The following is a 25606-nucleotide window of genomic DNA, read 5'->3' as shown; positions in this document are numbered from 1 at the left end:
GGTGTTATTGGCTATTTTCTTGGTATGTCTGGCATTTCATCCCATGTCTTACCGTGGAGCGTTCTACCATTTTTGCTCTTGGCTCTCTTGATTCCATCGGCACCCCATCCGCCCCATTGCTTAAAGAAAAAGGATACCTTTTGGGAATGGCATTGCCTGCGGATCCTTTCTACCCATTCCTCTTTCATCGGCCTCGACTTGGGTCCTGACTCTCCTCCAACAATGACCCAGTGGATTCCCCTCAGGTTAAGTGAGCCTAAATCCTCTAGCAGGGGTTCAATTGATAGGAATCGGATTTTTGCGCTAACAGAACGTAATATATCAATTCTGGGCAGCCCATGCTTTTGATTTTCTACACTTGTGCCAAGCCAGCAGTTATCAGGAACATTCCGGTGTTTAAAGAAACGAGCCATTCGTTCGGGGCGCTTGGTAAGGATCTGGAAATTATGTTGCGGGCAATCTGAGATGACCTTGAAAACATCTTCAATAAAATCGTGGGGGACCTGCTGATGAAAAAGGTCACTCATTGAATTTACAAAATAAATTGTCGGTTTTTTTCTTTTTCGCGGTTCTTCTAGCCTATGGCGGTGAGTGGATAGCTTAAAGCCATCCTCATAGCCCGGTGTTCCCATGGCCTGAAGCCGCCGTGACATTGTCTCTGCATAACAATATTTGCAGCCTGGCGAAATCTTGGTGCAGCCGGTTACTGGGTTCCAAGTTCGTTCTGTCCATTCAATCCGGCTCATAGAAAGGCCTATCTGTTATGTTCTCTATTTGTTCTCTATGTGAACTTTAGGGGGGATTGGTGTTTTTGTCAATATGACCAATAGGTTACTTATGCATCCTCGTGGCGGAGCGCCCCTCTGGTTTATTTTGAATGCCACAGCGAACTTAACGCAACTGCCTGAACGCTGAACCTATTGCCTGCCATCTGTGGGGACAGCTTTTATTGCCCCTTTAGCCCAATAGCAAGTAATGTTATTCTGTATAACATCCTGCTTTTCAGGAGCGCAGAGTCAAATGATCCGCTGCCATCTCTCCCGTATGATGGGGGAGCGTAAAATGAAAATAATGGACGTCGCCCGCCAAACCGGGCTCAACAGGAGCACTGTCACGCGCCTCTACAACGAAACCGCCCAGCGGGTAGAACTGGATGCGGTGGAGAAATTGTGCCACCTGTTTGACTGCGAAGTGGGTGAATTATTTGAGCTCGTGACCGGAGATCAGCCCGGACCACATTAAATAGCCCGCTATCGACTCCCAGAAAGCGATATAAATGGATAATAAAGAAAAAAAATCTCTCAGTGAGACCGATATCTGCGACCTGTTCATCTCCCCGGCCATAAAGGATGCGGGCTGGGAACCTGTCAGACAGATTCGGCGCGAAGTCACCCTGACGCCGGGCCCGGTCATCGTCCGGGGCAACATGTCCTCACGTAACAAGAAGAAGAAAAAATTCGCTGACTATGTGCTCTCCTGGGAGCCGGGTATTCCCATCGCCGTGGTGGAAGCCAAAGACAACAACCATACCGTCAGCCAGGGTATGCAGCAGGCATTGGGCTATGCTGAGATCCTGGAAGTCCCCAGCGCCTTCAGCTCCAATGGCGATGCCTTCGCCGTGCACAACAAGGTACCCGCGCCAGGCGAAGAGATCGAAACCGAGTTGCCCCTTGAGGCTTTCCCCACGCCGGATGCCCTCTGGCAAAGGTACAAGACCTTTCGCGGTATTGACGATCAGGCCGAGCCGCTGGTCGTTCAGCCCTACCATGAAGACATGTCGGGCAAAGGACCACGTTATTACCAGGTGGAGGCAATCAACCGCACGATCGAGGCGGTGGCCAGTGGTAAAAGGCGCGTGTTGCTTGTTATGGCCACCGGCACCGGCAAGACCTACACGACCTTCCAGATCATCTGGCGGCTATGGAAAGCCAGGAAAGTTAAACGCGTCCTGTTCCTCGCCGACCGCAACATCCTCGTCGATCAGACTCTGGTCAACGACTTCAGGCCCTTTGGCGCAGTGATGACCAAGATCAAAAACCGCAAGATCGACCCGTCCTATGAAGTCTACCTTGGCCTGTATCAGGCGATCACCGGGCCGGACGAGGAAGACAAGATTTTCAAGAATATTTCACGTGACTTCTTCGATATGATCGTCATCGATGAATGTCACCGTGGCAGTGCGGCGGATGATTCCGCCTGGCGGGAAATCCTTGAGTATTTTTCTGATTCAATTCAAGTCGGCCTGACCGCTACCCCCAAGGAGACCAAATACGTCTCCAGTAGCACCTATTTCGGCGAGCCGGTATACACCTACAGCCTCAAGCAGGGCATCGAGGATGGCTTCCTCGCGCCGTACAAGGTCGTGCGCATCGACATCGACAAGGACGTCCTCGGCTGGACGCCCCCGCCCGGTATGGTGGACGACCTGGGCCAGGCAATTGACGAACGTGAATACAATCAGAAAGACATGGACCGTATCCTGGTCCTGAACCAGCGTACCAAGCTGGTCGCCAAACGAGTCATGAAATATCTCAACGCCACCGATCCCTATGCCAAGACTATCGTCTTCTGCGAAGACATCGACCATGCCGAACGCATGCGAGCCGCCATCGTCAATGCCGCAGGCCAAATCGCCATCGAAAACCCCAAGTACGTCATGCGCATCACCGGGGACAGCGTCGAGGGCAAGGCCGAGCTGGATAACTTTATCGACCCCGAAAGCAGGTTTCCCGTCATCGCCACCACCTCGGAGCTGCTCACCACCGGCGTCGATGCCAGGACGTGCAAGCTCATCGTGCTGGACAAGACCATCACCTCGATGACTATCTTCAAGCAGATCATCGGCCGTGGCACCCGCATCGACGAAGACAACAACAAGTGGTTCTTCACCATCATGGACTTCAAGAAGGCCACCCAACTGTTCCGCGACCCGGACTTCGATGGCGAGGCGGCCGTGGTCTATGAACCCGGCGATGACGACGATCCCGTACCACCGGACCCGCCGCCAGAGGAGGGTGATGACGAGGGAGGCGGCATCGAAGAAGAACCCGGCACCTACAAGGTTCGCGTCAGCGGCGTCGATGCCCGCATCATCTCCGAGCGTATTGAATACATTGGCCCGGACGGCAATTTGATCACCGAGTCCTACAAGGACTTTAGCCGCAAGCAAATCCAGTCGGAATACGCCTCGCTAGACGAGTTCCTCAACCGCTGGCATAGCGCGAAGAAAAAACAGGCCATCCTCGACGAGCTGGAAGAGCACGGGATCGTACTGGATAATCTCGCCGCTGAAATTGGCAAGGACTATGGCGACTTCGATCTCATTTGCCATATCGCTTATGATCAGCCACCACTCACGCGGAAGGAGCGGGCCAACAAGGTCAAAAAGCGCAACTACTTCACCAAATACGGCGAGCAGGTCCGCGCCGTGCTCACCGCGCTGCTGGACAAGTACGCTGATGAGGGCATCAGCACCCTGGAAAGTGCCAAGGTGCTGAAACTGAAACCGTTCAGTGACATAGGCACCCCAGTGGAAATTATCAATGACGTCTTTGGCGGCAAGAACAGCTTTGACCACGCCATCGAAGAGCTCGAGCAGGAGCTGTTTAAACCGGATGAATCTGCATGACCAGAATTGAGGCGAGTAAGGACTAAATGAGCAACGTTAGCGGCATTATCAAATCCATCCAGGACATCATGCGCAAGGATGTCGGCGTTGACGGCGATGCACAGCGCATCAGTCAGTTGGTGTGGATGTTCTTCCTCAAGATCTTCGACGACCGCGAGGCCGAGCTGGAGCTGCTGGAAGACAACTACAAATCGCCGCTACCCAAGCATTTGCGCTGGCGCGCCTGGGCCGCTGACCCCGAAGGCATGACTGGCGAGGAGCTGGCCGATTTCGTCAACGTGCAACTGTTCCCCTATCTGAAGGAAAAGCTGCCCACCAGCGGCGCCCAGGGCAAGCGCGCCCAGGTGGTACGGGGAGTGTTCGAAGACGCCTACAACTACATGAAGTCCGGCACACTGATCCGCCAGGTAATCAACAAGATCAGCGAAATCAACTTCAACAATACGAGTGATCGTCACACCTTCGGCAGTATCTACGAGCAAATCCTCAAAGATCTGCAAAGCGCTGGGAACGCCGGAGAGTTCTACACGCCACGAGCCGTCACTCGCTTCATCGTCAACCGCGTTGACCCCAAACTGGACGAGAAAGTGCTCGATCCCGCATGTGGTACCGGCGGTTTTCTTACCTGCACCATCGATCACAAGCGTGAGAATTATGTAAAAAGCCACGCGGACGAAGATACCCTGCAAGCATCGATTCACGGTGTGGAGAAAAAGGCCTTGCCGCACATGCTGGCCGTCACCAACATGATCCTGCACGGCATCGATACCCCTACCAATATCAGACACGACAACACCCTGAGCCGCCCTTACAAGGACTACGGCAACGCCGACCGCGTCAACGTCATCGTCACCAACCCGCCCTTCGGCGGCATGGAAGAAGACGGCATCGAAAACAACTTCCCGTCCCACTTCCGCACCCGCGAAACCGCCGACCTATTCATGGCGCTCATTATCAAGCTGCTCAAGGACGGCGGCCGTGCCGCTGTAGTGCTGCCAGATGGCTTCCTGTTCGGCGAAGGTATGAAAACCCGTCTCAAACAGACCCTGCTGGAAGAGTGCAACCTACACACCATCGTGCGCCTGCCCAACGGTGTGTTCAATCCCTACACCGGCATCAAGACCAACCTGCTGTTCTTCACCAAGGGCACGCCTACGAAACAGGTCTGGTACTACGAACACCCCTATCCCGAAGGCGTCAAGAGCTACAACAAAACCAAGCCCATGCGTTTCGAGGAATTTGAGGCCGAAATCAAATGGTGGGGCGAAGAGGCCAATGGATTCAAGAAACGCAAACAGACCGAACAGGCCTGGAAGGTCGGCATCGATGAGATCATCGCCCGCAACTACAACCTCGACATCAAAAACCCTCACGTCGGCGAGCAGGTCAGCCACGACCCGGACGAACTGTTGCAGAAATATGAAAAGCAACAGGCCGAAATCAGCGATCTGCGCAACCAGCTCAAGCACATTCTGCAACAGGCATTGAGTGGGGAGAGGGTATGAACGAAAAGCGTCATCCCCGCACAGGCGTGAATCCGGAATACAATCAGCCTTGTCATTCCGGCAAAAGCCGGAATCCAGTCACCGATAACCTTGACCTCTGGACCTCGGCCATCCTCACAAAGTCCATCACCGGGCGTGGCAGCAACGGCAAGCAGCAAGGCTACGGCATCAAGAAACTCCGCGAGCTGATCCTTGAACTGGCCGTACGCGGCAAGCTGGTGTCGCAGGACCCCAACGACGAACCGGCAAGCGTGTTGCTGGAAAAGATCGCGGACGAAAAGACGCGGTTGATAAAAGAAGGAAAAATTAAAAAACCGCAACCACTTTCTAAAATTTCTAAAGATGAAATTCCATATGCATTGCCTGTCGGATGGGAGTGGGCTCGATTTGGAAATATTTTCGAACTTGAATATGGTAACAATTTACCCCAAGTAAAAAGAAGTAATACCGGAGAATATCCTGTATATGGTTCAAATGGTGTAGTAGGCACGCACAACGAATACAGTATAGAGAGCCCGTGCATAGTGGTTGGTAGAAAAGGATCTGCTGGGGCTTTGAATTTATGTCTAAGTGATGGCTGCTGGGTAACTGATGTTGCTTACAGTGTCGTTCCACCTAGTGCAATGGATTTGGAGTTCACATTTAAACTCTTTCATACACTTGGGCTAGATAATTTAGGAAAAGGAATAAAGCCAGGTCTAAGTCGTAACGAAGCATATATACTGCCTGTGGTAATTCCTCCGTTAGCAGAACAACACCGCATCGTCTCCAAAGTCGACGAACTCATGGCTCTGTGCGACCAACTGGAACAACAACAGACCCACAGCCTCGAAGCCCACCAAGCCCTGGTCGAGACCCTGCTCGCCACGCTGACGAGCGTCGAATCGGCAGACGACCTCGACGAAGCCTGGAGCCGCATCGCCAGCCACTTCGACACCCTGTTCGCCACCGAGCACAGTATCGACCAACTCAAACAAACCATCCTCCAACTCGCCATCATGGGCAAGCTTGTCCCCCAGGACCCTAACGACGAACCAGCGAGTGTGTTGCTGGAAAAGATTGCCAAAGAAAAAACGCGGTTGGTTAAAGAGAAAAAGATAAGGAAAGAGAAAAAGTTGCCCGAGATAGGCGAGGATGAAAAGCCATTTGAGCAAAAGAACGGATGGGAATGGGTAAGGCTTGGTCAGGTGGTTCACATTCGAGGGGGTAAGCGTGTATCGAACGGCTACCAACTTTTGTCTAATCCAACCCCTTATATTTACATACGCGTTAGCGATATGAAAGATGGGGCAATTGATGATTCGGATTTAAGGTACATCGACGAAGCGATGTACTCGAAGATTAGTCAGTACATCATTACTAAAAACGACATCTACATGACTATTGTTGGCGCGACCATTGGAAAGTGCGGCCTTGTGCCGGATAAATTTGATGGAATGAACTTAACAGAAAATGCCGCACGGCTTACTCCATTCTTCGTTTCAAAAATTTATCTATACAAGGCGCTTTCTACCGCATTTTGCCAGGAACAATTTATAGATAAGACCAAGCAAGTCGGCGTACAAAAAATGGCACTAAATCGCCTGGCTAGTACTATTTTTCCGTTGCCACCGCTTGCAGAACAACACCGCATCGTCGCCAAAGTCGATGAACTCATGTTCCTGTGCGACGCGCTCAAGTCGCGCCTCGCCGACGCCCAAAACACCCAAAGGCATTTCGCCGACGCCATCGTAGAGCAAGCTGTGGCCTAAGGTACGCAAAACGAGCGGTAATAATGACGCATGAAGCGCCATAAGGAATTATGCGGCCGTGAAACTCATTGCAGACAAGTATAGAAAACTAAAGCCAACGCTTGAACATCTTGCAGACAGTGTGGTAATGGCGCAGGCATGGAAGAAGACCCACGCCTATATGCGTACGCACAATTGGTACGCCGATACTTTGGCTCTCGATATATCTGCGCTCGGTTTGGAAGCCAACGCCAAGAGTTGGGCCGACGATATTCGTTTGGTCGATGTATGTCCGTATCCGGTAGAGCTTATCCCCGCTGCGAAGAGTGAAAAATGGGTTATTGATGAGAAACATGGCTGGTTAGCGGAAAGTCGTTTAGATGATGAGGCCGCTAAGGTTCGTCTTAATAAACCACCGATCAGGCCCCTGGCACACTTGAGTATTCGAGACCAAACGTGGGCCACAGCCGCTATGCTTTGCTTGGCTGATGTTGTAGAAACCGCCCAAGGTGATTGTGATAATTCCAATCCATTCGAAGCCAGAAATAATAAGGTATATAGCTATGGCAACCGACTTATGTGTGATTGGAGAGACGATCAGGCCTGGTTCCGGTGGGGGAACGGTGAAACTTATAGGAAGTTCTTTACAGACTATCAGGCATTTCTCAAACGCCCTGTAGCTATTGGGCGCTCGGTTGCGTTGAACCAGACTGATGAAGAGCATGTATTTATCGTCAGTCTCGATCTGTCGAAATTCTACGATTGCATTGATCGGAAGCTTCTTAGTGAACGATTGCAAAAGCTCGCTCGGGAATTTTATGAGGAAGAGCTAGATTCGGAATTCTGGTCAGCTTTGGGTCGAATATTCGATTGGCGCTGGCGTGACAAAGATCATCAGGTCGCGGAGAGTTTATCTGTCAAACTCGGAAACGGTTTGCCGCAGGGTCTGGTTGCAGCGGGATTTTTCGCCAATGCCTATCTTCATGAGTTTGATGCCGCTATTGGAAAGCAGATCGGAAAGTCGCTTCCGAATAACACCGGAGTTGTTCTACATGATTATTGCCGTTATGTGGACGATATTCGGCTTGTTTTCAGTTTGGATGTAGATATTGACAGCGAGTTTTTGGGGGATAAGGTAAACCATTGGGTTTGCGAAAAGCTACACAAGTTCGGTGGTGAATCTCTTGAGTTAAATGAAGGAAAAACTCAGGTTACCACGTTGTCTGATCTCGATAACAAGGGAACACTATCGGAACGAATTAGGAGTCTTCAAGAGGATATTAGCGGCCCTGCTGACAGAGATACTCTCGATAGCGTCATGGGTGTACTTGAGGGATTGTTGACACTGAAAACTGATGATATCCCTGTAATGACAGAGATGACGAAGGATAACGCGCTGCTCAAATTGGCGAAATTTGATCACGATGTTCGTCATGACACGTTGAAGCGCTTTGCAGCAAACCGACTTGAGGCTGTGATGCGTAACAAGCGCAAGATCGCGGGTGAGGTATTGGATACAGGCGTTACTCCCCTTGATAATGAAAGTGAGCTGCTCGCGAAGAAGCTTATTTGGGCGTGGATGCAAGATCCATCGTTGGCCCTGGTTTTGCGGAAAGCCCTTGAAATATTTCCCTCTCCCCTGTTGGCAGAGCCTGTTTTCGAAGCGATATTCCGCCGCACAAACTTCGGTGGTGGCGATTCTGATGCTATCACCGCTGCACAGGCTGAATATCTACTCGCTGATCTATTCCGAAGTTGTGTGGATTTCCATGGATATTTTCAACGGATTGATTATCCGTCGACATCGGACCCAGACGCCATGCTCGATCTTGCCACACGCTATGCGCAAAGGACGATTGCAGCAACTTCGGTGCCGGGGTTTGTAGAGAGACAGGCGCTTCTGTTGCTGGCCGTTATGCAGAAACCCGTCCGGCGCCAGGAATCAGACGGGTCTATACAAAGGATGTTGCATACCATCCTCGCTGGTTCAGCAATGAAGCTTCATCGCCAGAACCTCGCGCTATACGAAGTAGCAGCGCAGATCACGGGAAATAATGATTCGGTAGCATCTCTCCTGGCTGAGCAAATGGATGTGGTAGATTTGCCACTGAAAAGGCGAGTGCTTGAAGATTTTGCCCTTCGCGGTGGGGATTTCTGGATTAGTTTATGGAGACGCCTAAAGCGCCAGAAAACAAATAAGGAATTGCTGGATGAATTTCAGTGGGCGATCCCTGTTACGAGTGGTGGTGTGCCAAGCCCAAACGTCCAGCAGCGCCTATCTAAAATAATCGTCTCTGATAACAACGGCTTTATCCATGAAGCGGGTCTATTAAAGCTGGTTTTAGCGCTTATTGATGGTATTCGTTGTGACCGCCTTGCGCTAGGAATAGCTCCTGACAAATTGATCATTGGGCAAGTGCAAGCCAAGAAGAGCGATTGGGCAGAGCTTTGGCGGCCTGAAGTGAGTTTAAAATCCACTGCTAAAAGTATACACAATACCGACCCGCGCTTTGATACGCCATCGTGGATTAATTCGGAAATCTCGGACTCAGCGGAGATCTATTGGATAGGAATGATATTGCGTGCTGCCGTTGTTGGCTCGAATGACTTTACAAGTAATCGGTGGAAGAAGAGCAAAATTGTCGGTTATAAGGGGCTACGAACGGGATGGTTTAAGCGGCGCATGGGGATGATGCATGCACCAGAATCGTTAGTTGGTGAGTATGCTACCGTAACGGACTGGGTAGCCGAGTTGATAAGAAAGTGCCTGCAATGGCCCGGTTTCGAATCTACGCATGTCGTTCATGATGACATTCGACTGATTGAGGATCTGGATTCTCTGCAAGCTTCCGTGGAAACGCGGCTTGGTGTGCTGAACGACACGTATTGCTACGCGTCGGATATGCCCGGACTAATTACCAATGTTCAGCGCCCGAGAGAGAGCGCGGCCAGGGAATTCAGGTTGGTGACCGTACAACAATTGTTACCAAAAGGATCGGACTTTTCGAAGGCAGATCCGGAGCTTAATTCCACGTTAATCAAAAATACAAACCGCGAACATGTGGCTCGGTTATGCAGGATTACTTATAAAACGCTAGCAGCAAAAATACATGCAGATAACAACGGAGATCGGCCGTTTTCAGACCTAATCGTGTTTCCAGAACTAGGTGTTCACCTCGATGATTTAGACCTTCTGAAGCAGCTGGCGGATAAAACACGTTCAATGATACTTGCCGGTATGGTGTTTACGGAAAGAAATGGGAAGTTGGTCAACCTGGCTAGATGGTTGATACCGGATTACAGAATAACGGGGCGACAATGGATAGTGCGTGATCAGGGCAAGCTTTTTCCTACGGACAACGAGATTGACCTTGGGGTTAGTCCTGAAAGGCCTTGTCAGCACATCATAGAAGTCGATGGATTTGACGAAGGGCCATTCAGGATAACGGCGTCAATTTGCTATGACGCAACAGACTTGAAGCTGGCTAGTGATTTGAAGGGGAAGTCAGAGTTATTTGTTATACTTGCGCATAACAAAGACGTAACCACCTTCGATACAATGGCCTCGGCTCTGCATTATCATATGTATCAGCATGTCGCATTGGTGAATAAAGGCGAATTTGGGGGCTCTACAATTCAGGCACCATATAAGCAACCGTATGAGCGTCTTATTTCACATGCACACGGCACAGACCAGATTTCAATAAATGTGGCAGATCTTGATCTCGCCGCATTTAAAAGAAAGGCAAGTACAAAGCTCAAAGAAATTAAAACACAACCTGCTGGGTAACAGTGTCAATAGGAAGTGTTTTTGTGGCGCCAGTAGGCGGAATCAGGCCAGGTTATACTCATTGAGCCAGATCGTTCGACTACTGTGACTGTGGCTAGCTCAATCAAGGAAAATAATAATGCCGATACAACACGCTATTTGGAAGGTCGGTGAAGCCCCCGTCGCACTTCCCACCAGCCACCTCGCGAGTGAACAGCAGTTGGAAGATATGATTGTGACTGATCCTCGCATCCTTTCCGGTGAGTGGCTGTTGATTGGCAGGCAAGAGTCCACCAGTCATGGTGGTCGCATCGACCTGCTGGCTATTGCGCCCGATAGCTCGCTTGTGTTGATTGAACTCAAGCGAAACCGCACCCCACGCGAGGTCATCGCTCAGTCGCTGGACTATGCCTCGTGGGTAGAGCAGCTGACTACTGATAGAATCGCACAAATCTATCAGCGATTTTCCAACGGTGGGAAGCTTGAGGAGGATTTTCAGCATCATTTTGGCGCGGATTTGGATGAGGAAAACCTTAACCAATCGCATCAGATCATTATTGTTGCCGCAGAACTCGATCCCGCTACTGAACGTATTATCGGTTATCTCAATGCCCGCGATATTGCTATCAATGCTGTTTTCTTCCAGGTATTCCTGCATGGCGATGAGCAATTTTTGAGTCGCGCCTGGCTGATTGATCCCGGCGAGACACAGGTGAATGTAGCAAGTACCAGCAAGTCCAAGGCAGAGAACGAGCCCTGGAATGGAGAGTATTATGTCTCCTTTGGGGATATGAACTCCCGTAGTTGGGAAGATGCGCGCCAGTATGGCTTTATCAGCGCGGGTGGCGGGAGTTGGTACAGCCAGACGTTGAAACTGCTATCACCTGGCGATCGGGTATGGGTGAAAGTGCCAAAGACGGGCTATGTCGGTGTCGGGCGTGTTACGGAGGCCGTGCAGCCGGTCAAGGAGTTTACAGTGCAAACCGCTGAAGGTGAAAAGCCTGCGCTGGACGTACTCAAATTTGCAGAACTGTACAAGAAAAATGCTGATGATCCGGATAAGGCAGAATGTTTCGTTCGTGTTGACTGGCTGGATACGGTGCCTGAGTCCAAGGCGGTGAACGAAATTGGCTTGTTTGGCAATCAGAATACGGTTTGCCAGCCTACTACACCAAAATGGCGACATACGGTGGAACGGCTGAAAACGTACTTCTCGAAGTGGAATAGTGGCTGACTCTCTCCAGACAAGAGCTGACTTCAAACTGGATTTCTACAATGTAGGCAGACGCAACGGGTAAAGAATGCCTGTCTTTTAAGAACAATAACGGTGCGATCATGAAAATATACAAAATCTCATTTATTGTAATATTGGTCCTTACCAAGAACGTTTTAGCAAGCACGATATATGGGACACACTTATGGGGAACCTTTGCAATTGACCCGCTGACGGGAGATGCAGCGAATCTTAGCGTATTCAATGCGGCCTCCCAGGACGGGGTAGCGCTTGCCTACGGGGGCGGGACTTTGTATGGGACGAATATGTGGGGTACCTTTGCGATTGACCCGCTGACCGGGACTGCAACGAATCTGAGCGGATTCAGTGCCGCTTCGCAGGACGGGGTGGCGCTAGCCTACGGAGACGGGACGCTCTATGGGACGAATATGTGGGGCACTTTTGCAATCGATCCGCTGACCGGGACTGCAACGAACCTGAGTGGATTCAGCGCCGCTTCGCAGGACGGGGTGGCGCTAGCCTACGGGGGCGGGACTTTGTATGGGACGAATATGTGGGGTACCTTTGCGATTGACCCGCTGACCGGGGCTGCAACGAATCTGAGCGGATTCAGTGCCGCTTCGCAGGACGGGGTAGCGCTAGCCTACGGAGACGGGACGCTCTATGGGACGAATATGTGGGGTACCTTCGCAATTGACCCGTTGACGGGAGATGCAGCTAATCTGAGTGGATTCAACGCGGCCTCCCAAGACGGGGTGGCGCTAGCCTACGGAGACGGGACGCTCTACGGGACGAATATGTGGGGAACCTTTGCAATTGACCCGATGACGGGGGATGCAACGAATCTGAGTGGATTCAGTGCCGCTTCACAGGATGGTGTAGCATTAGCTGTAAGTGCAGTGCCTCTACCAGCACCGCTACTGCTTCTTCTTAGTGGTGTTGGTGTATTGCTAGGATTAATGGGAAGATCAAGGTTTGGATTAGTGCCGTTCACTTCGAAGGCTTGAACATAGAGGTTATATGGCGAAGCGCAGCAGCCGGAATGCCTTGAAATTAGCTAGGAAATGGCAGGCTAGGGCAGTGCAGCTGGCCAAAAGCAATCCTGGACGCTCCATTGGGTGGATTGCTGACCAGATCGCGAAAGAAGATATATCGCACGGCTATTCAAGTATATATATAAAATCTAATATTCGGCTCCATTGGTATTCTTGAGCCATGCTGTGATTAGATAACTATATGTTATTCAACTAGAAAACTGGAATTCCTTCTATCGCTCACAGTCTCAGAGTGGAAATAGCTGTTAAGACAGGGGATCTATAGCCTCCCCTAGGGGACGCCATTACGATCAAAGGCCCGGGGTTCTGATCCCGGGCCTTTCTTGTATAGCGAATATATCTGCGGGTTGTTCAACTCCGTTTCGGGATATATTTCACCTGCTTCAGTCCTTCGAAGTCCGCGTCCTGCGTCCACAGCGTGGCATTATGAACACGGGCACAGGCGAGTATCACGGAATCGGCCAGCGGCAGTTTATGATCAATACCCAGTTTCGCCGCGGTCAAGGCAAGGTCGCCGTCGAGATCAATGATCTCACCCTGGCGCATCAGTGCGATCGCGGACAGGGCGGCATTTTCATCCCGCTGCTGACAGACGCGCTTGAAGACCTCCAGAAGGCTGATGGAAGGCACCAGCAGTTTCTCTGTATCGAGAATTGCGGCTGAGAAGAAATCGGCATTGGGGGCGTCGGCGAAATATTCGAGCCAACCCGATGAGTCCACCACGTTCATACCCGGTCCTTGTCGCGTGGCACCTCTGTGTCGATCCCCTTCAGGAAGCCCCGGGCAGTTTTGAGGTCCCGAACGGGAATGAATTCGAGTCGCCCGTCATACACCAGCACCTCGATCTTCTCTCCGGGCTTGAGGTGCAATGCCTGGCGCGCGGCCTTTGGAATAACGATTTGATATTTCTCTGAAATGGTTACTGATGTCATACGAATATCTCATCGATTCGGTATTCGTAAAGCGTAATCCTTGCCCGATGGGGAGTCAATCACCAGGGACGGCGGCTGCGAGGCATTGGTAGCGCAATCTCCACCACGGTGGTCACCACAGGGAAACCATAGCCTCCCCTAGGGGACGCCAGTAAAGGCAAAAGGCCTGGAGTGCAAAGCTCCAGGCCTTTTTTATGGTTCGTCGGATATCTCCGGGGAAGTATGCGAGACGCTTCAGCCGCTGACCCCATGAAAGCCGCCGAAGCCAAACGCCTCGACTTCCTGAAAAGTCACTCCAGTTCGTCATTCTCATTTACCAGCGCACCTGGTTTTGAACCGGGCTGCACTGCCGGTCGTTGTGGGACGAGATTCTGCGCGCCGGGCGCAGTGGGCGCATCAGCGCCGACATCATCGGGTCGATGTCTATATCGACAGGGGGCTGAATGAGGTTTCCAGCCCGTCGCCGTTGCTGGTGATCGACGGGCGGCAGCGGCTGACCACCGCGACGCGCATCATCGTGGATATTTCGTTGAGCCGGGACCAGGGTAATCCGCAGCACATCTTCGAGAGCATGAACTCCACCGGACGCGAGTTGAGCACCAGGTGGATCTGATCCGCAACTTTGTGTTGATAGGGGTGGATCCTGCACACCAGATCCAGTTGTATGAAGACCACTGGCGGCCGATGGGCGGAACGAAATGATATCCAAAAACAAATATTTGTCTGAACAGTTCAATCCTCGATTGAAACTATACGCAAATAACGTATACTCGATTCCATGAAACTGGTGTTTGTGGAAGCGCCGCCATTTACTCGGTTACTGGCGGACTACCTCACGGATGAGGCCTATCGGGATCTGCAAGCCGCGTTACTGGAAAATCCGGAACTCGGTGATGTGATTCCCGGGACGGGCGGGTTCCGCAAGTTGCGCTGGCCGGATTCACGCCGGGGCAAGGGAAAGCGGGGCGGTTTGCGGGTGATTTATTACTATCTCACCGACGATGGTCAGATCTGGTTCTTTGCGCTGTATGACAAGGACGAGGCGGTGGATTTAAGTGCCGAGGAAAAACGACTGCTTAAACAGGCGATTCAACAGGAGTTGGCCGCCAGGAGGCGAAAGCGATGAGCAGGAAACGCAAGCTGTTTGATGAATTGATGGAAGGGGTGGATGCCATGCGCTCGCAGCGCGAGGGCAAGATCACGCTGCGTACCCACGAGGTTGAAGCATTGCCCCCGCTTGAGATCGATCCTGCCACCATTCGGGAGACGCGCGAAAAACTGCATGTGTCCCGTGCGGTGTTCGCCCGCCATCTGCGTGTGTCGACCCGAACCCTCGAAAATTGGGAACAAGGCCGCGCCAGACCCAATGCCCAGGCGGCGGCTCTGATCCTGATGGTTCGTCAGTACCCGGATACGCTGGAGAAGCTGCACTCACTCAACAATGCCGCAGCCTGACGGTCCGGTCGGCAGCCGCAGGACTACGGCAATTGGCGTCATATGACGGGTTGTTTGATGTATATCGACAGGATGAGGTGCGGTCATGCGTATGACCCTGAACATCGATGATCAGCTGCTGGACGCAGCGCAGCGTATCACCGGCATAACCGAAAACGCCGCCCTGGTAAGGGAAGGGCTGTGCGCGCTGATCGAGCGCGAGAGCGCCCGGCGTCTGGCGCGGCTGGGCGGGTGCGAGCCGCAGTTGAGGTCAGCGCCGAGGCGGCAGCCCGGTCCGAAATGATCCGGCTTGACCCTCTGAAAGGGGTCGGTGACAAAACGCAATCATTATCATTTGTCACCGACCCCTTTAAAGGAGGCGAGACCAGAAAGGAATCAGAGCAGCTGCCGCGCGAACTCGGTCTCGCCGGCCTCGGCAAAGGCGGCGGCGGTCAGCAGCTGTTCGAGTCGGGTGGTCAGGCGTTTGATCATGGCCGGGGTCCTGCAGTTAATTAGAAAAGCCTGATAGACTGATGCAGAATCCCTGCCAACCCCCGGAATGGTCAGCAGTACCTTGTTTTTAAAGGAAAACCCGGATTCCTGCAGCGGGCAGGCAGTGTCCATGACTGCTGCATATTGTAACGATCTGGCCGGCCTTTACTCAGATGAGGCTGCAGTTTGCTGTTTTCACGACTGTTACGCTGTGTAACAGGTGTTGCAAACTGCAATTTCCGCTATCATTCCGGATCATGACCTCGCTGCGCAAAACGGTCACCCTGGGCTACTACGCGCTCGCCACCCTGCTGGTCGGGGTGTCGCTGCTGGCGATCCTGGAACTGCGCCTGATCGGCGACAGGGTCATGGCCGGCGAGCATGTCACTGAGTTCTTCGGCTTCGCGCTCGAAATCCGCCGCTTCGAGAAGAATGCCTTTCTCTATCACCAGCCCGCGGACATCACCGAGGCGCTGGCGTATGCGCACCGGGCCCGGCGCACGCTCGAGCTCCACCAATCCGCCTTCGAGGCCTTCACCAGCACCGCCCGGCTGCAGTCGCTGCAGACGGCGCTGGCCGACTATGCCGACCAGATGCAGCGCTACGCCGAACTGGCGGAAGGCGCAGCGGCGGAGCGGACGCAACTGGAGCAGGCCATCCGCCTCACCGGACGCGAGATCGTGGACACGGCTGAGGCCCTGGCCCAGGAGGAACGGCGTTTTCTGCGCGCCTCGCTGGACCGCCACCGTCTGCTGCTGCTCGGCTCGCTGGCATTGCTGGTGCTGCTGGCCGTGGCCATCGGTCAGTTCCTGTCGCGGCGCGTGACGCGCCCGCTCATGCGCCTGGAAGCGGGAATCGAGGCCGTGGCCGAGGGCCGCCTGGCGCGGCTGGACATGGCCTCCCCGCACCGCGAGATCGTCTCCCTGACCCAGGCCTTCAATCATGTCATGGGCGAACTGGAACTGCGCCAGCGCCAGCTGGTGCGGGCGGAGAAGCTGGCCTCGCTGGGCACGCTGCTCTCGGGTGTGGCGCATGAACTGAACAATCCGTTGTCTAACATCTCATCATCCTGCCAAATTCTGACCGAGGAGGGAGACGAGCTCGACCCGGACTATCGGCGTGAGCTGCTGGGCCAGATCGATGAGCAGACGCTGCGCGCGCGGCACATCGTCCGCACGCTGCTCGATTATGCGCGCGATGTCCCTTTCCGCAGGCAGGCGCTGCCGCTGGCCGAACTGATCGAGGAGACGCTGCGTCTGGTGCGGGGCCAGGTATCGAGCCGGGTCAACATCCACCTGGATCTGCCGGCCGGTCTGCAACTGCACGGTGACAAGCAGCGGCTGCAGCAGGCCTTCATCAACCTGATCCGCAATGCGCTGGAGGTGATGGAGAACCGCGGCACACTGCATATCCGCGCCCGGCGGGTGCAGGAGCACGCCTGGGCGGGCGGTGACGGCCCGCATTTTCTGGCCTTCGGCCGCTGCCGGGGCCAGGGCGAGGCAGTGGAGATCGAGATCCGTGACGACGGCCCGGGCATTGCGGCCGACATTCTGCCGCGCATCTTCGATCCCTTCTTCACTACCCGGGACGTGGGGCAGGGTTCGGGACTGGGGCTGTTCATCGTGTTCGAGATCATCGAGGAACACGGCGGCTGCATTGCCGTGGAAAGCGTGCCCGGCCGGGGTACGGCCTTTTTCATCCGGCTGCCGGCAGGGGAGGGGGAGGCATGAGCGAGGGCAGGCTGCTGATCGTCGATGACGAGAAGATCGCGCTGAAGAACCTGGAACACGTCATGGCCAAGGCGGGCTACGCGGTCACCGCCACCCAGAGCGGGAGTCGGGCGCTGGCGCTGCTGGAGCGTCAGCCCTTCGATGTGGTGCTGACCGACCTGCGCATGGAAAAGGTCGACGGCATGCAGATCCTGAAGAAGTGCCGCGAGACCTGCCCCGATACCGAAGTGGTGATGATAACGGGGTATGCCACGCTCGACTCGGCAGTCGAGACCATGAAGCAGGGGGCCTTTTACTACATCGCCAAGCCGTTCCGCCTGGACGAAGTGCGCAAGGTGGTGGCCGAGGCGATGGAGAAGATCCAGCTCAAGCGCGAGAACCGCAGTCTGCGCGAGCAGGTGGAGCGCTACCGGGGCCGGGTCCGCATCCTGACCCAGGACGGGCGCATGCAGTCGCTGCTGGAGACGGCGCGGCAGGTCGCGCCCACCGATTGCAACGTGCTCCTCACCGGCGAATCCGGTACCGGCAAGGAACTGTTCGCCCGCTATCTCCATGCCCACAGCACGCGTCGCGATGGTGCCTTTGTCGCGTTCAACTGCGGCGCCTTCAATGAAGAGTTGCTGGCGAACGAACTGTTCGGCCATCTCAAGGGCGCCTTCACCGGGGCGGCCGCGGACAAGCGCGGTCTGCTCGAGGCCGCCTCGGGCGGCACCCTGTTTCTGGATGAGATCACCGAGATGTCGCCGGCCATGCAGGTCAAGCTGCTGCGCGCGGTGCAGGAGCGGGAGGTGCTGCCGCTGGGGTCGACCACGCCGGTGCCGGTGGATGTGCGTTTCATCGCGGCCACCAATCGCGATATCGATGCGGCGCTGGACAGCGGTGCCTTCCGCCAGGACCTGTACTTCCGGCTCAACGTGGTCAATCTGCATCTGCCGGCGCTGGCCGAGCGCCGGGATGACATTCCGCTGCTGGCCCAGCATTTCCTGGCCAGGCACGCGGCGTTGATGCACAAGACGGTGGACGAGATCACGCCCGAGGCGATGGCGCTGCTGACGGCCTACGATTTTCCCGGCAACGTGCGCGAACTGGAGAACATCATCGAGCGCGGCGTGGCCCTGGCCACCGGGCATGCCATCGATACCGGGCATCTGCCCGAGCATCTGCGCAACCTGTCCATCCGCACCTTCCGGCGCAAGGACGGACGCATCCCGTCGCTGGAGGAACAGGAGCGCGACTACATCCAGTGGGTGTTGCAGGAAGTGGGCGGCAACCAGACCCGGGCCGCCCGCATCCTGGGCATCGATCGCGTCTCCCTGTGGCGCAAACTCAAGCGCTACGAGGCGCAGGAGTAGAGGCGGCGCGCTCAGCCCGCCCTGACCACCAGCACCGGCCCCGGCGCGGCGCCGATGACCCGCTCCGAGACCGACCCCAGCAGTACCTTCTGCAGGCCGCTGCGGCCATGGCTGCCGACCACGATCAGATCGGCCCCGGTGCTGGCGGCGGCCTGCACGATGGCCGTCTCCGGACGGTCGCCTGCATCCACCCGCGCCTCGGCCTCCAGGCCGTCATCGAGATAGGCCTGCAGGGTGCGTTGGGCGGCCTCCTGCGCCTCGGCCTGGCGCGCCTCACTGTGGCTCGGCAGGGTCGCCGACACCACCGTGAGCGGCAGTTCGCACAGCCGGGCCAGCCGGCCGGCGGCGTAGGCGGCGGCATCGGAATAGCGCGAGCCGTCGGTCGCCACCAGGATGCGGCTGCGCGGCATCTGCGCCGCCCGGGGGGCGACCAGAACGCTGCAGCTGGCCATGCCGCAGATCCGGCCGGTGGCGTCCCCGACCATCATCCGCGCCAGGCCGCGGCGGCCGCGGCGGCCCATGATCAGCAGATCGGCCTGCATGTCCTCGCTCTGCTGGAGGATCTCCGCCACCGGTTCCTGGCCGTGCCGGATCACGGTTTCGACCTCCACCCCGGCGGCCCTGGCCTGATCCCGGACCCTGTCCATGATGTCCCTGGCCTCCTGTCCCGCCGCTTCCGCCAGCTGCGGGGCCAGGGCGTCGTACTCGGGGTTGGAGATGACCACGGTCATCACGGTCAGGGCGGCGCCGCATCTGGCGGCCAGTTCCAGGGCCAGGCGCACGGCGCCGTCGGAATATTCCGAACCGTCGGTGGCCAGCAGCAGCTGCTCGAAGCGCCCCAGGGGCGAAAGCTCTGTCATCAGGTGTTCTCCAAGTCGCGTCAGTGGCCGGCGGCCAGGATGCCGGAGGCGGCCAGCACCAGCACCAGGATCTCGAGCGCGGCGATCACGACATAGGGCCGGTCGCCGTTGGCCTGCAGGATCGGCAGTACCCGGATGTAGCAGATAATGGTGACGGCCGACAGGAAGGCGATCGGCACGAAGTTGAGGAAATCGCCCGTGCCGGCCAGTCCCAACCAGCCCCAGCCGATCGGCACGTCGGCCGCGGCCAGGTAGTCGGGGGCGCGCATCGACCAGTAGTGCGTGATCTCCTCCAGCGGCACATGCGGGGTGATCACGCCGAAGACATAGAGCATGAAGGTCACCACCAGCAGCACGAAGCCGAGCTTCATGCCCGCATCGAGCAGCCCGGCATAAACGATCTGTTCGCGGGAGGCGTAGTCGGAGCCGTGTTCGGTGTGTGCCATGACGTGTGTCTCCTTGGTCAGATGCCCAGGCCCTTGAGCAGGGCGCGTGAGCCGGCCACCAGCAGCATGACGATGACGATCTTGCGCACCAGCGAGGCGTTGACCTTCTTCAGCAGGCGCACCCCCAGCAGCGATCCGAGCATGATGCCGATGATGGAAGGTACGGTGATGATGGCCAGGATGGCCCCCTGGTTCAGATAGACCCAGGCAGCGGAGGTGTCGACGATCGAGAGCATGAACTTGGAACTGGCGACCGACACCTTGAGCGGTGCGCCCATCAGCAGGTTGAGCACCGGGATGTTGGCCCAGCCGGCGCCGAGACCGAACATGCCGGCCATGATGCCGATACCCACGAACAGCGACAGCCCGGTGGCGGTGCGGTGGACCTTCCAGTTGATGTCCTTGCCGGCGGCGGCATCGTGATAGATGCCGGTGATATGCAGCGCGCTGGACAGGTTGTCGGCCCGGGGCACCTCGGGGAATTCGGATTTCTTCGCCATCCACATCAGGGCGACGATGCCCAGGATGATGATGCCCAGCGCCAGGTTGACCACGTTGGCCGGCAGGGCCAGACCGATCATGGCCCCGACGATGGCCGAGGCCGAGGCGATCAGCGCCAGCGGCATGGCCAGGCGCAGGCTGGCCATGCCCGAGCGCAGCAGCCCCGGCCCCGCGGCCAGGGCCCCGGCCAGCGCGACCATCAGGCCGGCGCCGCGGACGAAGTCCATGCCGAAGGGGAAGAAGCCGCCGACGATGGGCACGAACAGCACGCCGCCGCCCACACCCCCCAGCACCGCGACGATGCCCATGAGGAAGGTGGTGACGAACAGCAGGATCACCCAGCCCCACCAGGGCAGGGCCGAGGCGCTCCCGGCAGCGGTCGCGGCCTCCAGTTCCGGGCTGAGGCCCGCCGCTTCGGTGGCGCCGGCGGCGCCTCCGAACAGGATTGCGCCAAGACCCAGCAGGATAGTGAAGTAGTTGATTCTTATTGTGATGCCCGACATCCTTCTGCCCTTCCGGCCAAGTTGTTGCAATGTGCAATATACTTGTTGCACTAATAAACGCTGGATTATAGCTTCGGCCCAGTCTATTTGCATCCGCTTATGATTTGCCGACCCCGCACCGGTCGCGTCGGCCTGCAGGCCGTCCCGGGGTATAATCAGGCCGTTTTCCGCAGCCGCGACCGACTCCTATGCAATGCGTTATCTACAAGGGCGACCGCAAGGCCGATACCTATCTCTATGTCGAATGTGAGGGCGATTTCTCCCGCGTGCCCGACTCGCTGCTGCAGCTGCTCGGCAACCTCGAACAGGTCATGACCCTGGAGCTGCATCCCGAACGCACCCTGGCCCGGGCCGATCCCGAGCAGGTGCGCGAGCACCTGCGCCGCCAGGGCTTCTATCTGCAGCTGCCGCCGGAGACCCGGGATCCGGTTTTGTAGCGGCTGGCCCGCCGCCTGTTTATTTCCGTCATCCCGGCGCAGGCCGGGATCCAGAACCGCCGCACCCCTGGAATCTGCTTGATGGAACTCATCGACACCCACTGCCACCTCGATGTGCCGGAGTTTGATTCCGATCGGGAAGCCGTCCTCAGGCGTGCACAGGCGGCTGGCGTGACCACCCTCGTCAATCCCGGCATCCATGCCGAAGAATGGCTGCCGCTGATCGAACTGGCGCGGAACAGCCCCGGCGTGCATTACGCCCTGGGCCTGCATCCGGTCTATCTGGCGTGTCACCGCGACGCCGACCTCGACCGGCTGGAGCGGTTGCTCGCCGAGACAGCGCCGGTGGCCGTGGGCGAGATCGGGCTGGATTTCCAGCTGCGCGAACTGGACCGCGACCGCCAGCAGCAACTGTTCGAAGCGCAGCTGGTCATCGCCCGGGATGCCGGTCTGCCGGTGATCCTGCATGTGCGCAAGGCCCACGACCAGGTGCTGCAGTCACTCAAGCGCATCCGGGTGCGCGGCGGCATCGCCCATGCCTTCAACGGCAGCCTGCAGCAGGCACAGCAGTACCGCGACCTGGGCTTCTGTTTCGGTTTCGGCGGCATGCTGACCTTCGAGCGTTCACGCAAACTGCGCGAACTGGCTGCGGCCCTGCCGCTGGAGTCCATCGTGCTGGAGACCGATGCGCCGGACCTGACCGTGGCCGCCCACCGGGGCGAGCGCAACAGCCCCGAATACCTGCCCGACTGCCTGGCCGCCCTGGCCGGGGTGCGCGGCATCACGCCGGAGGACGCCGCCCGCGCCACCAGTGCCAACGCCCGTGCGGTGCTGGGGCTGCCCGGGCTATAATGACTCAGCGGTTGGAAATATTGGCAACAACACCGAACCATACCGTCATCCCCGCGCAGGCGGGGATCCAGTTGCCGCGGCGGCTTGTGGATTCCCGCCTGCGCGGGAATGACGCTGTGTTGTTGAGGCTGTCTCGACGCATCCATGCGTGAAGTGTGAAATCAACTATCTGAATGCGACCATGGACTTTCCCGCCCAACTCCTGCCCGACTGGCTGCTGTGGCTGAGCGCCCTGATCTATATCCCGGTGCTGGCGCTGGCCCTGTATGTGCTGCCGCGCCGGCGGCTGCGCGACAACGGCTTCACCCATGTATACTTCGCCGCCTGCGTGACCATGCTGCTGCTGTGGAGCATCAAGGCGGGCATCCACCCGGCGCTGAACTTCCACCTGCTGGGGGTGACCGTGCTGACCCTGATGGTCGGCTGGGCCTATGCCTTCATCGGGGTGTCGCTGGTGGCCCTGGGCACCACCCTGAACGGCAATGCCGGATTCGAGACCTTCGCGCTCAATGTCCTGCTCATGGGCCTGTTGCCGATCATGTTCACCCAGCTGCTGCTGGACCTGGCCCGGCGTCGGCTGCCGCACAATTTCTTCATCTATGTCTACATCAATGCCTTTCTCGCCGGCGGTCTGTCCATCGTGCTGGCCGCGCTCAGCGGCACCCTGCTGCTGTGGGGGCTGGGTCTGCACGAGTTCGGCTGGCTGGGGCACCAGTACCTGGCCTACTTCCCGCTGATCTTCTTCTCCGAGGCGCTGATGAGCGGCATGCTCATGACCATGCTGGTCGCGCTGCGCCCGGCCTGGGTCTGTTCCTTTGATGACCGGCTCTACATCGACGGCAAGTAAGGCAAGCGGAGCGCACAGTGCACGACAAGCGGCGGGATACCCCTATCTACAATGTCGATTACGACGATTTCGAGGCGCGGGTGCTCAGCCCCTCGCACGAACGCCCGATCCTGGTCGATCTCTGGGCCGAGTGGTGTTCGCCCTGCCTGGTCATCGCGCCGGTGCTGGAGCGGGTGATCGCCGGGTTCGGCGGCGCGGTCTGGCTGGCCAAGGTGGAGGTGGACGAGGGCGAGAACATGAAGCTGGCCGGCCACTACCGGGTGCGCGGCTTTCCCACCCTGATCCTGTTCGAGCGTGGCGAAGAGAAGGCCCGCTTCAGCAGCGCACGGCCGCAGCACTTCATCCGCGAATTCATCGAGCAGCACAGCGAACTGCTGAAACTGTAAGATTTCCTGTCAGTTGGCCGGGCCGGGCCGGACTGTTACCATGCCCTGCAAGCGTCCTGTTCCGGGAGGAACGGGGATTATGGGGCTGCGACAACAATAAGACTTACCCATGACCCGGGTCATCACAATCAGCAGCGGCAAGGGCGGCGTGGGCAAGACCTTCGTCGCCGTCAACCTCGCCGTCGAGGCGGCCCGCCGCGGGCTCAAGGTCTGCCTGTTCGACGCCGACCTGGGCCTGGCCAACGTCGACATCCTGCTCAAGCTCCAGCCCGAACGCACCCTGGTCGATGTGATCGAGGGACGCTACACGCTGCGTGACATCCTGCTGCCCACCGAGTATGGCGTGGACGTGGTGCCGGGCAGTTCGGGGGTGGACGTCATGGCCAACCTGCCGCCGGCCCGGCTGCAGCCGCTGCAGTCCCAGTTCGAGGTGCTCAAGGACTACGATCTGGTACTGTTCGATACCTCCTCCGGCATCGGCCGGGGCGTGATGTCCATCATCCTGGCCTCGCCCGAGGTCTGCCTGGTCATCACCCCCGAACCCACCTCGCTGACCGACGCCTACGGCATGATCAAGCTGCTCTACCGCGACGGCTTCACCGGCCGGCTCAGCGTCATCGTCAACAACGCCCGTACCCATGCCCTGGCCGAACATACCTTCGAGCGTTTTCGCGAGGTGGCCCGGGTCTACCTGCAGCGCTCCCTGCCGCTGCAGGGTGTGGTGCCCTACGACAGCCGGGTCAGCGAGGCCATCCGTATGCAGCGCCCGTTCCTGGCCCACGCCCCCGATGCCCCGGCAGCCCGCCGGCTGGGGGAACTGGCCGAGCGCCTGCTGACATCCCCGGCGCCGGTGACGGACGGCATCGACGAGTTCTGGCAGCACTATCTGGCCCGGCTGCCGGCGGACGAGGCAGCGCCGGCAGCACCGCCGGCGGCGGCGCCCGCGGCCGCTGCCGAGACGGCCAGCGTCTATCCCGATGCCGATCTGATCCGACAGCTCACGCACCGGCTGGATGACCTGTCCAGCCAGGTCCGCGCCCTGAGTGAACAGGTCGGCGCGCCGTCCGCTCCTGAACCGGCGCCCGCCGCCGGCCCGCCGGCCGCCGAGGCCGAACCGGAGCCGGCCGGACCTGAACGCCGCGTCGGCGTGATCCGGCTTCCGCGCGGTGCGCGCCATGCCCGCAGCCTGCGCCAGGACCGCCGGCCGACCCCGATCGACGGCCTGCAGCTGCGCCGCATTACCGGCCGGCTGCTGCTGCGGGCCCAGGAACATGCCCGCGGCCCGGTGACTGTCGATACCGCCATCCGTGAATTGGACGCGGACAACAATCTGCATCTGATCCCGGGCCGTTATACCTGCATTGCCCTGACGCTGACGGCGGTCGAGCAGCCGCGACAGTTCGTCAACGATGTGCTGGATATCTGCGAGATCGACGGCTGTGATGTCCGCGAACTGGGCACCAGTCAGCATCTGTGGCTGACCAGCGATCGTGACGGCTGCATCAAGCTGGATGATTCCGACCGGACGCGGGCCAGGATCGAAATCCATGTCACGGCCAGCCCGACCGGTGAGGGACGCTTGGCGCAGACGGAAGCGGCGGCGGACCCGCGGGCGCAGCTGGTCCGCAGCGGTGTCCCGGCGGGGGCCTGGCCGGAACTGGCCGAACGCCACCGCAACCGCCTGGTGCGCGAAGCCGATCTCAGTGATACGGAAATGGATGTCTACCGGCTGAAACGTTTCGGCAAGGCGCCGCTGTTCTGCGGGGTGGTTCGCCCCGGCAACGGGATGGAGAGCCGCGAACGGAACCAGGCCAACAGCGCCGGTGACTGATTGCCCGCATCCCGGCCTGCGCCGGGATGAGGAAAGGGGGGATGGGGGGTGGCTGCCGGGCCATGCCGTGCCCGGCCTCATT

General features: G+C 57.5%; 23 protein-coding genes and 1 pseudogene. 18 read left to right on the top strand and 6 right to left on the bottom strand.

The annotated features are described in order from the left end of the window. Positions 1-11: 11 nt before the first annotated feature. On the bottom strand, positions 12-746 hold the full coding sequence (locus CFK21_RS10930) for a DUF5131 family protein (protein ID WP_096366687.1): 735 nt from the start codon (positions 744-746) through the stop codon (positions 12-14). 274 nt (positions 747-1020) lie between these two features. Between CFK21_RS10930 and CFK21_RS10925 the strand changes: the two genes are divergently transcribed. The 7 genes from CFK21_RS10925 (at position 1021) to CFK21_RS10895 (ending at position 12873) form a co-directional block, all read left to right on the top strand. Next, the gene (locus tag CFK21_RS10925; RefSeq protein WP_096366686.1) at positions 1021-1242 is read left to right on the top strand and encodes a helix-turn-helix domain-containing protein; all 222 of its coding nucleotides are present in this window, start codon (positions 1021-1023) and stop codon (positions 1240-1242) included. Positions 1243-1276: 34 nt separating this feature from the next. Continuing rightward, entirely contained in the window at positions 1277-3628 is a 2352-nt protein-coding gene (hsdR, locus tag CFK21_RS10920; RefSeq protein WP_096366685.1) for an EcoAI/FtnUII family type I restriction enzme subunit R, read from the top strand. Between the two features lie 26 nt (positions 3629-3654). Then, positions 3655-5133, top strand: coding sequence for a type I restriction-modification system subunit M (locus tag CFK21_RS10915; protein ID WP_096366684.1), 1479 nt, complete (start codon positions 3655-3657; stop codon positions 5131-5133). Then, positions 5130-6884, top strand: coding sequence for a restriction endonuclease subunit S (locus CFK21_RS10910; RefSeq protein ID WP_096366683.1), 1755 nt, complete (start codon positions 5130-5132; stop codon positions 6882-6884). The genes CFK21_RS10915 and CFK21_RS10910 overlap by 4 nt, the downstream gene beginning before the upstream one ends. A gap of 58 nt (positions 6885-6942) precedes the next feature. Further along, positions 6943-10653 (top strand): reverse transcriptase domain-containing protein, encoded by a 3711-nt coding sequence (locus CFK21_RS10905; RefSeq protein WP_096366682.1) that lies wholly within the window; start codon positions 6943-6945, stop codon positions 10651-10653. Positions 10654-10771: 118 nt separating this feature from the next. After that, on the top strand, positions 10772-11866 hold the full coding sequence (locus CFK21_RS10900) for an endonuclease NucS domain-containing protein (protein WP_096366681.1): 1095 nt from the start codon (positions 10772-10774) through the stop codon (positions 11864-11866). A 101-nt stretch (positions 11867-11967) separates the two neighbouring features. After that, a complete protein-coding gene (locus CFK21_RS10895; protein WP_157745616.1) occupies positions 11968-12873 on the top strand; it encodes a hypothetical protein in 906 nt (301 codons plus the stop codon). Positions 12874-13272: 399 nt separating this feature from the next. On the opposite strand, the gene CFK21_RS10890 is transcribed toward CFK21_RS10895, so the two are convergent. Both CFK21_RS10890 and CFK21_RS10885 read right to left on the bottom strand, forming a co-directional pair. Continuing rightward, complete coding sequence (locus CFK21_RS10890; RefSeq protein WP_096366679.1) at positions 13273-13650, bottom strand: type II toxin-antitoxin system VapC family toxin; 378 nt, start codon at positions 13648-13650, stop codon at positions 13273-13275. Further along, complete coding sequence (locus CFK21_RS10885) at positions 13647-13853, bottom strand: AbrB/MazE/SpoVT family DNA-binding domain-containing protein (protein WP_096366678.1); 207 nt, start codon at positions 13851-13853, stop codon at positions 13647-13649. Before CFK21_RS10885 ends, CFK21_RS10890 begins: the two co-directional genes overlap by 4 nt. Before the next feature lie 249 nt (positions 13854-14102). On the opposite strand from CFK21_RS10885, the pseudogene CFK21_RS15655 reads away from it, so the two are divergent. From CFK21_RS15655 to CFK21_RS10860, 6 genes and pseudogenes are all read left to right on the top strand, one after another. Beyond that, positions 14103-14540, top strand: a pseudogene (locus CFK21_RS15655) (hypothetical protein); the annotation flags it as partial. 91 nt (positions 14541-14631) lie between these two features. Beyond that, on the top strand, positions 14632-14979 hold the full coding sequence (locus CFK21_RS10880) for a toxin (RefSeq protein WP_096366677.1): 348 nt from the start codon (positions 14632-14634) through the stop codon (positions 14977-14979). Further along, a complete protein-coding gene (locus CFK21_RS10875; protein ID WP_096366676.1) occupies positions 14976-15308 on the top strand; it encodes a helix-turn-helix domain-containing protein in 333 nt (110 codons plus the stop codon). The genes CFK21_RS10880 and CFK21_RS10875 overlap by 4 nt, the downstream gene beginning before the upstream one ends. Before the next feature lie 85 nt (positions 15309-15393). Continuing rightward, positions 15394-15591, top strand: coding sequence for a type II toxin-antitoxin system VapB family antitoxin (locus CFK21_RS10870; RefSeq protein WP_096366675.1), 198 nt, complete (start codon positions 15394-15396; stop codon positions 15589-15591). Positions 15592-16036: 445 nt separating this feature from the next. Next, positions 16037-17509: a sensor histidine kinase gene (locus tag CFK21_RS10865; protein WP_172844295.1), complete on the top strand. Its 1473-nt coding sequence runs from the start codon at positions 16037-16039 to the stop codon at positions 17507-17509. Beyond that, positions 17506-18861: a sigma-54-dependent transcriptional regulator gene (locus CFK21_RS10860; protein ID WP_096366673.1), complete on the top strand. Its 1356-nt coding sequence runs from the start codon at positions 17506-17508 to the stop codon at positions 18859-18861. Before CFK21_RS10865 ends, CFK21_RS10860 begins: the two co-directional genes overlap by 4 nt. 11 nt (positions 18862-18872) lie before the next feature. On the opposite strand, the gene CFK21_RS10855 is transcribed toward CFK21_RS10860, so the two are convergent. The 3 genes from CFK21_RS10855 to CFK21_RS10845 are packed head-to-tail and all read right to left on the bottom strand — an operon-like array spanning position 18873 to position 21171. After that, positions 18873-19721 (bottom strand): universal stress protein, encoded by an 849-nt coding sequence (locus CFK21_RS10855; RefSeq protein WP_096366672.1) that lies wholly within the window; start codon positions 19719-19721, stop codon positions 18873-18875. A 20-nt stretch (positions 19722-19741) separates the two neighbouring features. Further along, positions 19742-20167 (bottom strand): hypothetical protein, encoded by a 426-nt coding sequence (locus tag CFK21_RS10850; RefSeq protein WP_096366671.1) that lies wholly within the window; start codon positions 20165-20167, stop codon positions 19742-19744. Positions 20168-20184: 17 nt separating this feature from the next. Then, positions 20185-21171 (bottom strand): sulfite exporter TauE/SafE family protein, encoded by a 987-nt coding sequence (locus CFK21_RS10845; protein ID WP_096366670.1) that lies wholly within the window; start codon positions 21169-21171, stop codon positions 20185-20187. Positions 21172-21359: 188 nt separating this feature from the next. Here CFK21_RS10845 and CFK21_RS10840 point away from each other — a divergent pair, with 188 nt between their 5' ends. The 5 genes from CFK21_RS10840 (at position 21360) to CFK21_RS10820 (ending at position 25524) form a co-directional block, all read left to right on the top strand. Continuing rightward, positions 21360-21608 carry a YcgL domain-containing protein gene (locus CFK21_RS10840; RefSeq protein ID WP_096366669.1) on the top strand — a complete coding sequence of 83 codons (249 nt, stop codon included), beginning with the start codon at positions 21360-21362 and terminating at the stop codon, positions 21606-21608. Positions 21609-21689: 81 nt separating this feature from the next. Next, positions 21690-22460: a TatD family hydrolase gene (locus CFK21_RS10835; RefSeq protein WP_096366668.1), complete on the top strand. Its 771-nt coding sequence runs from the start codon at positions 21690-21692 to the stop codon at positions 22458-22460. 148 nt (positions 22461-22608) lie between these two features. Further along, positions 22609-23307 carry an energy-coupling factor ABC transporter permease gene (locus tag CFK21_RS10830; RefSeq protein ID WP_096366667.1) on the top strand — a complete coding sequence of 233 codons (699 nt, stop codon included), beginning with the start codon at positions 22609-22611 and terminating at the stop codon, positions 23305-23307. A 17-nt stretch (positions 23308-23324) separates the two neighbouring features. Continuing rightward, positions 23325-23693 (top strand): thioredoxin family protein, encoded by a 369-nt coding sequence (locus tag CFK21_RS10825; RefSeq protein WP_096366666.1) that lies wholly within the window; start codon positions 23325-23327, stop codon positions 23691-23693. Positions 23694-23802: 109 nt separating this feature from the next. Further along, positions 23803-25524, top strand: a complete 1722-nt coding sequence (locus CFK21_RS10820; protein ID WP_096366665.1) for a MinD/ParA family protein — start codon at positions 23803-23805, stop codon at positions 25522-25524. The last annotated feature ends 82 nt before the right edge of the window (positions 25525-25606 follow it).

Source organism: Thiohalobacter thiocyanaticus, from assembly GCF_002356355.1.
Classification (GTDB): Bacteria; Pseudomonadota; Gammaproteobacteria; order Thiohalobacterales; family Thiohalobacteraceae; genus Thiohalobacter; species Thiohalobacter thiocyanaticus_A.
Note: the sequence above shows the minus strand (reverse complement) of the source record. Positions and strands in the feature narration are given on the sequence as shown.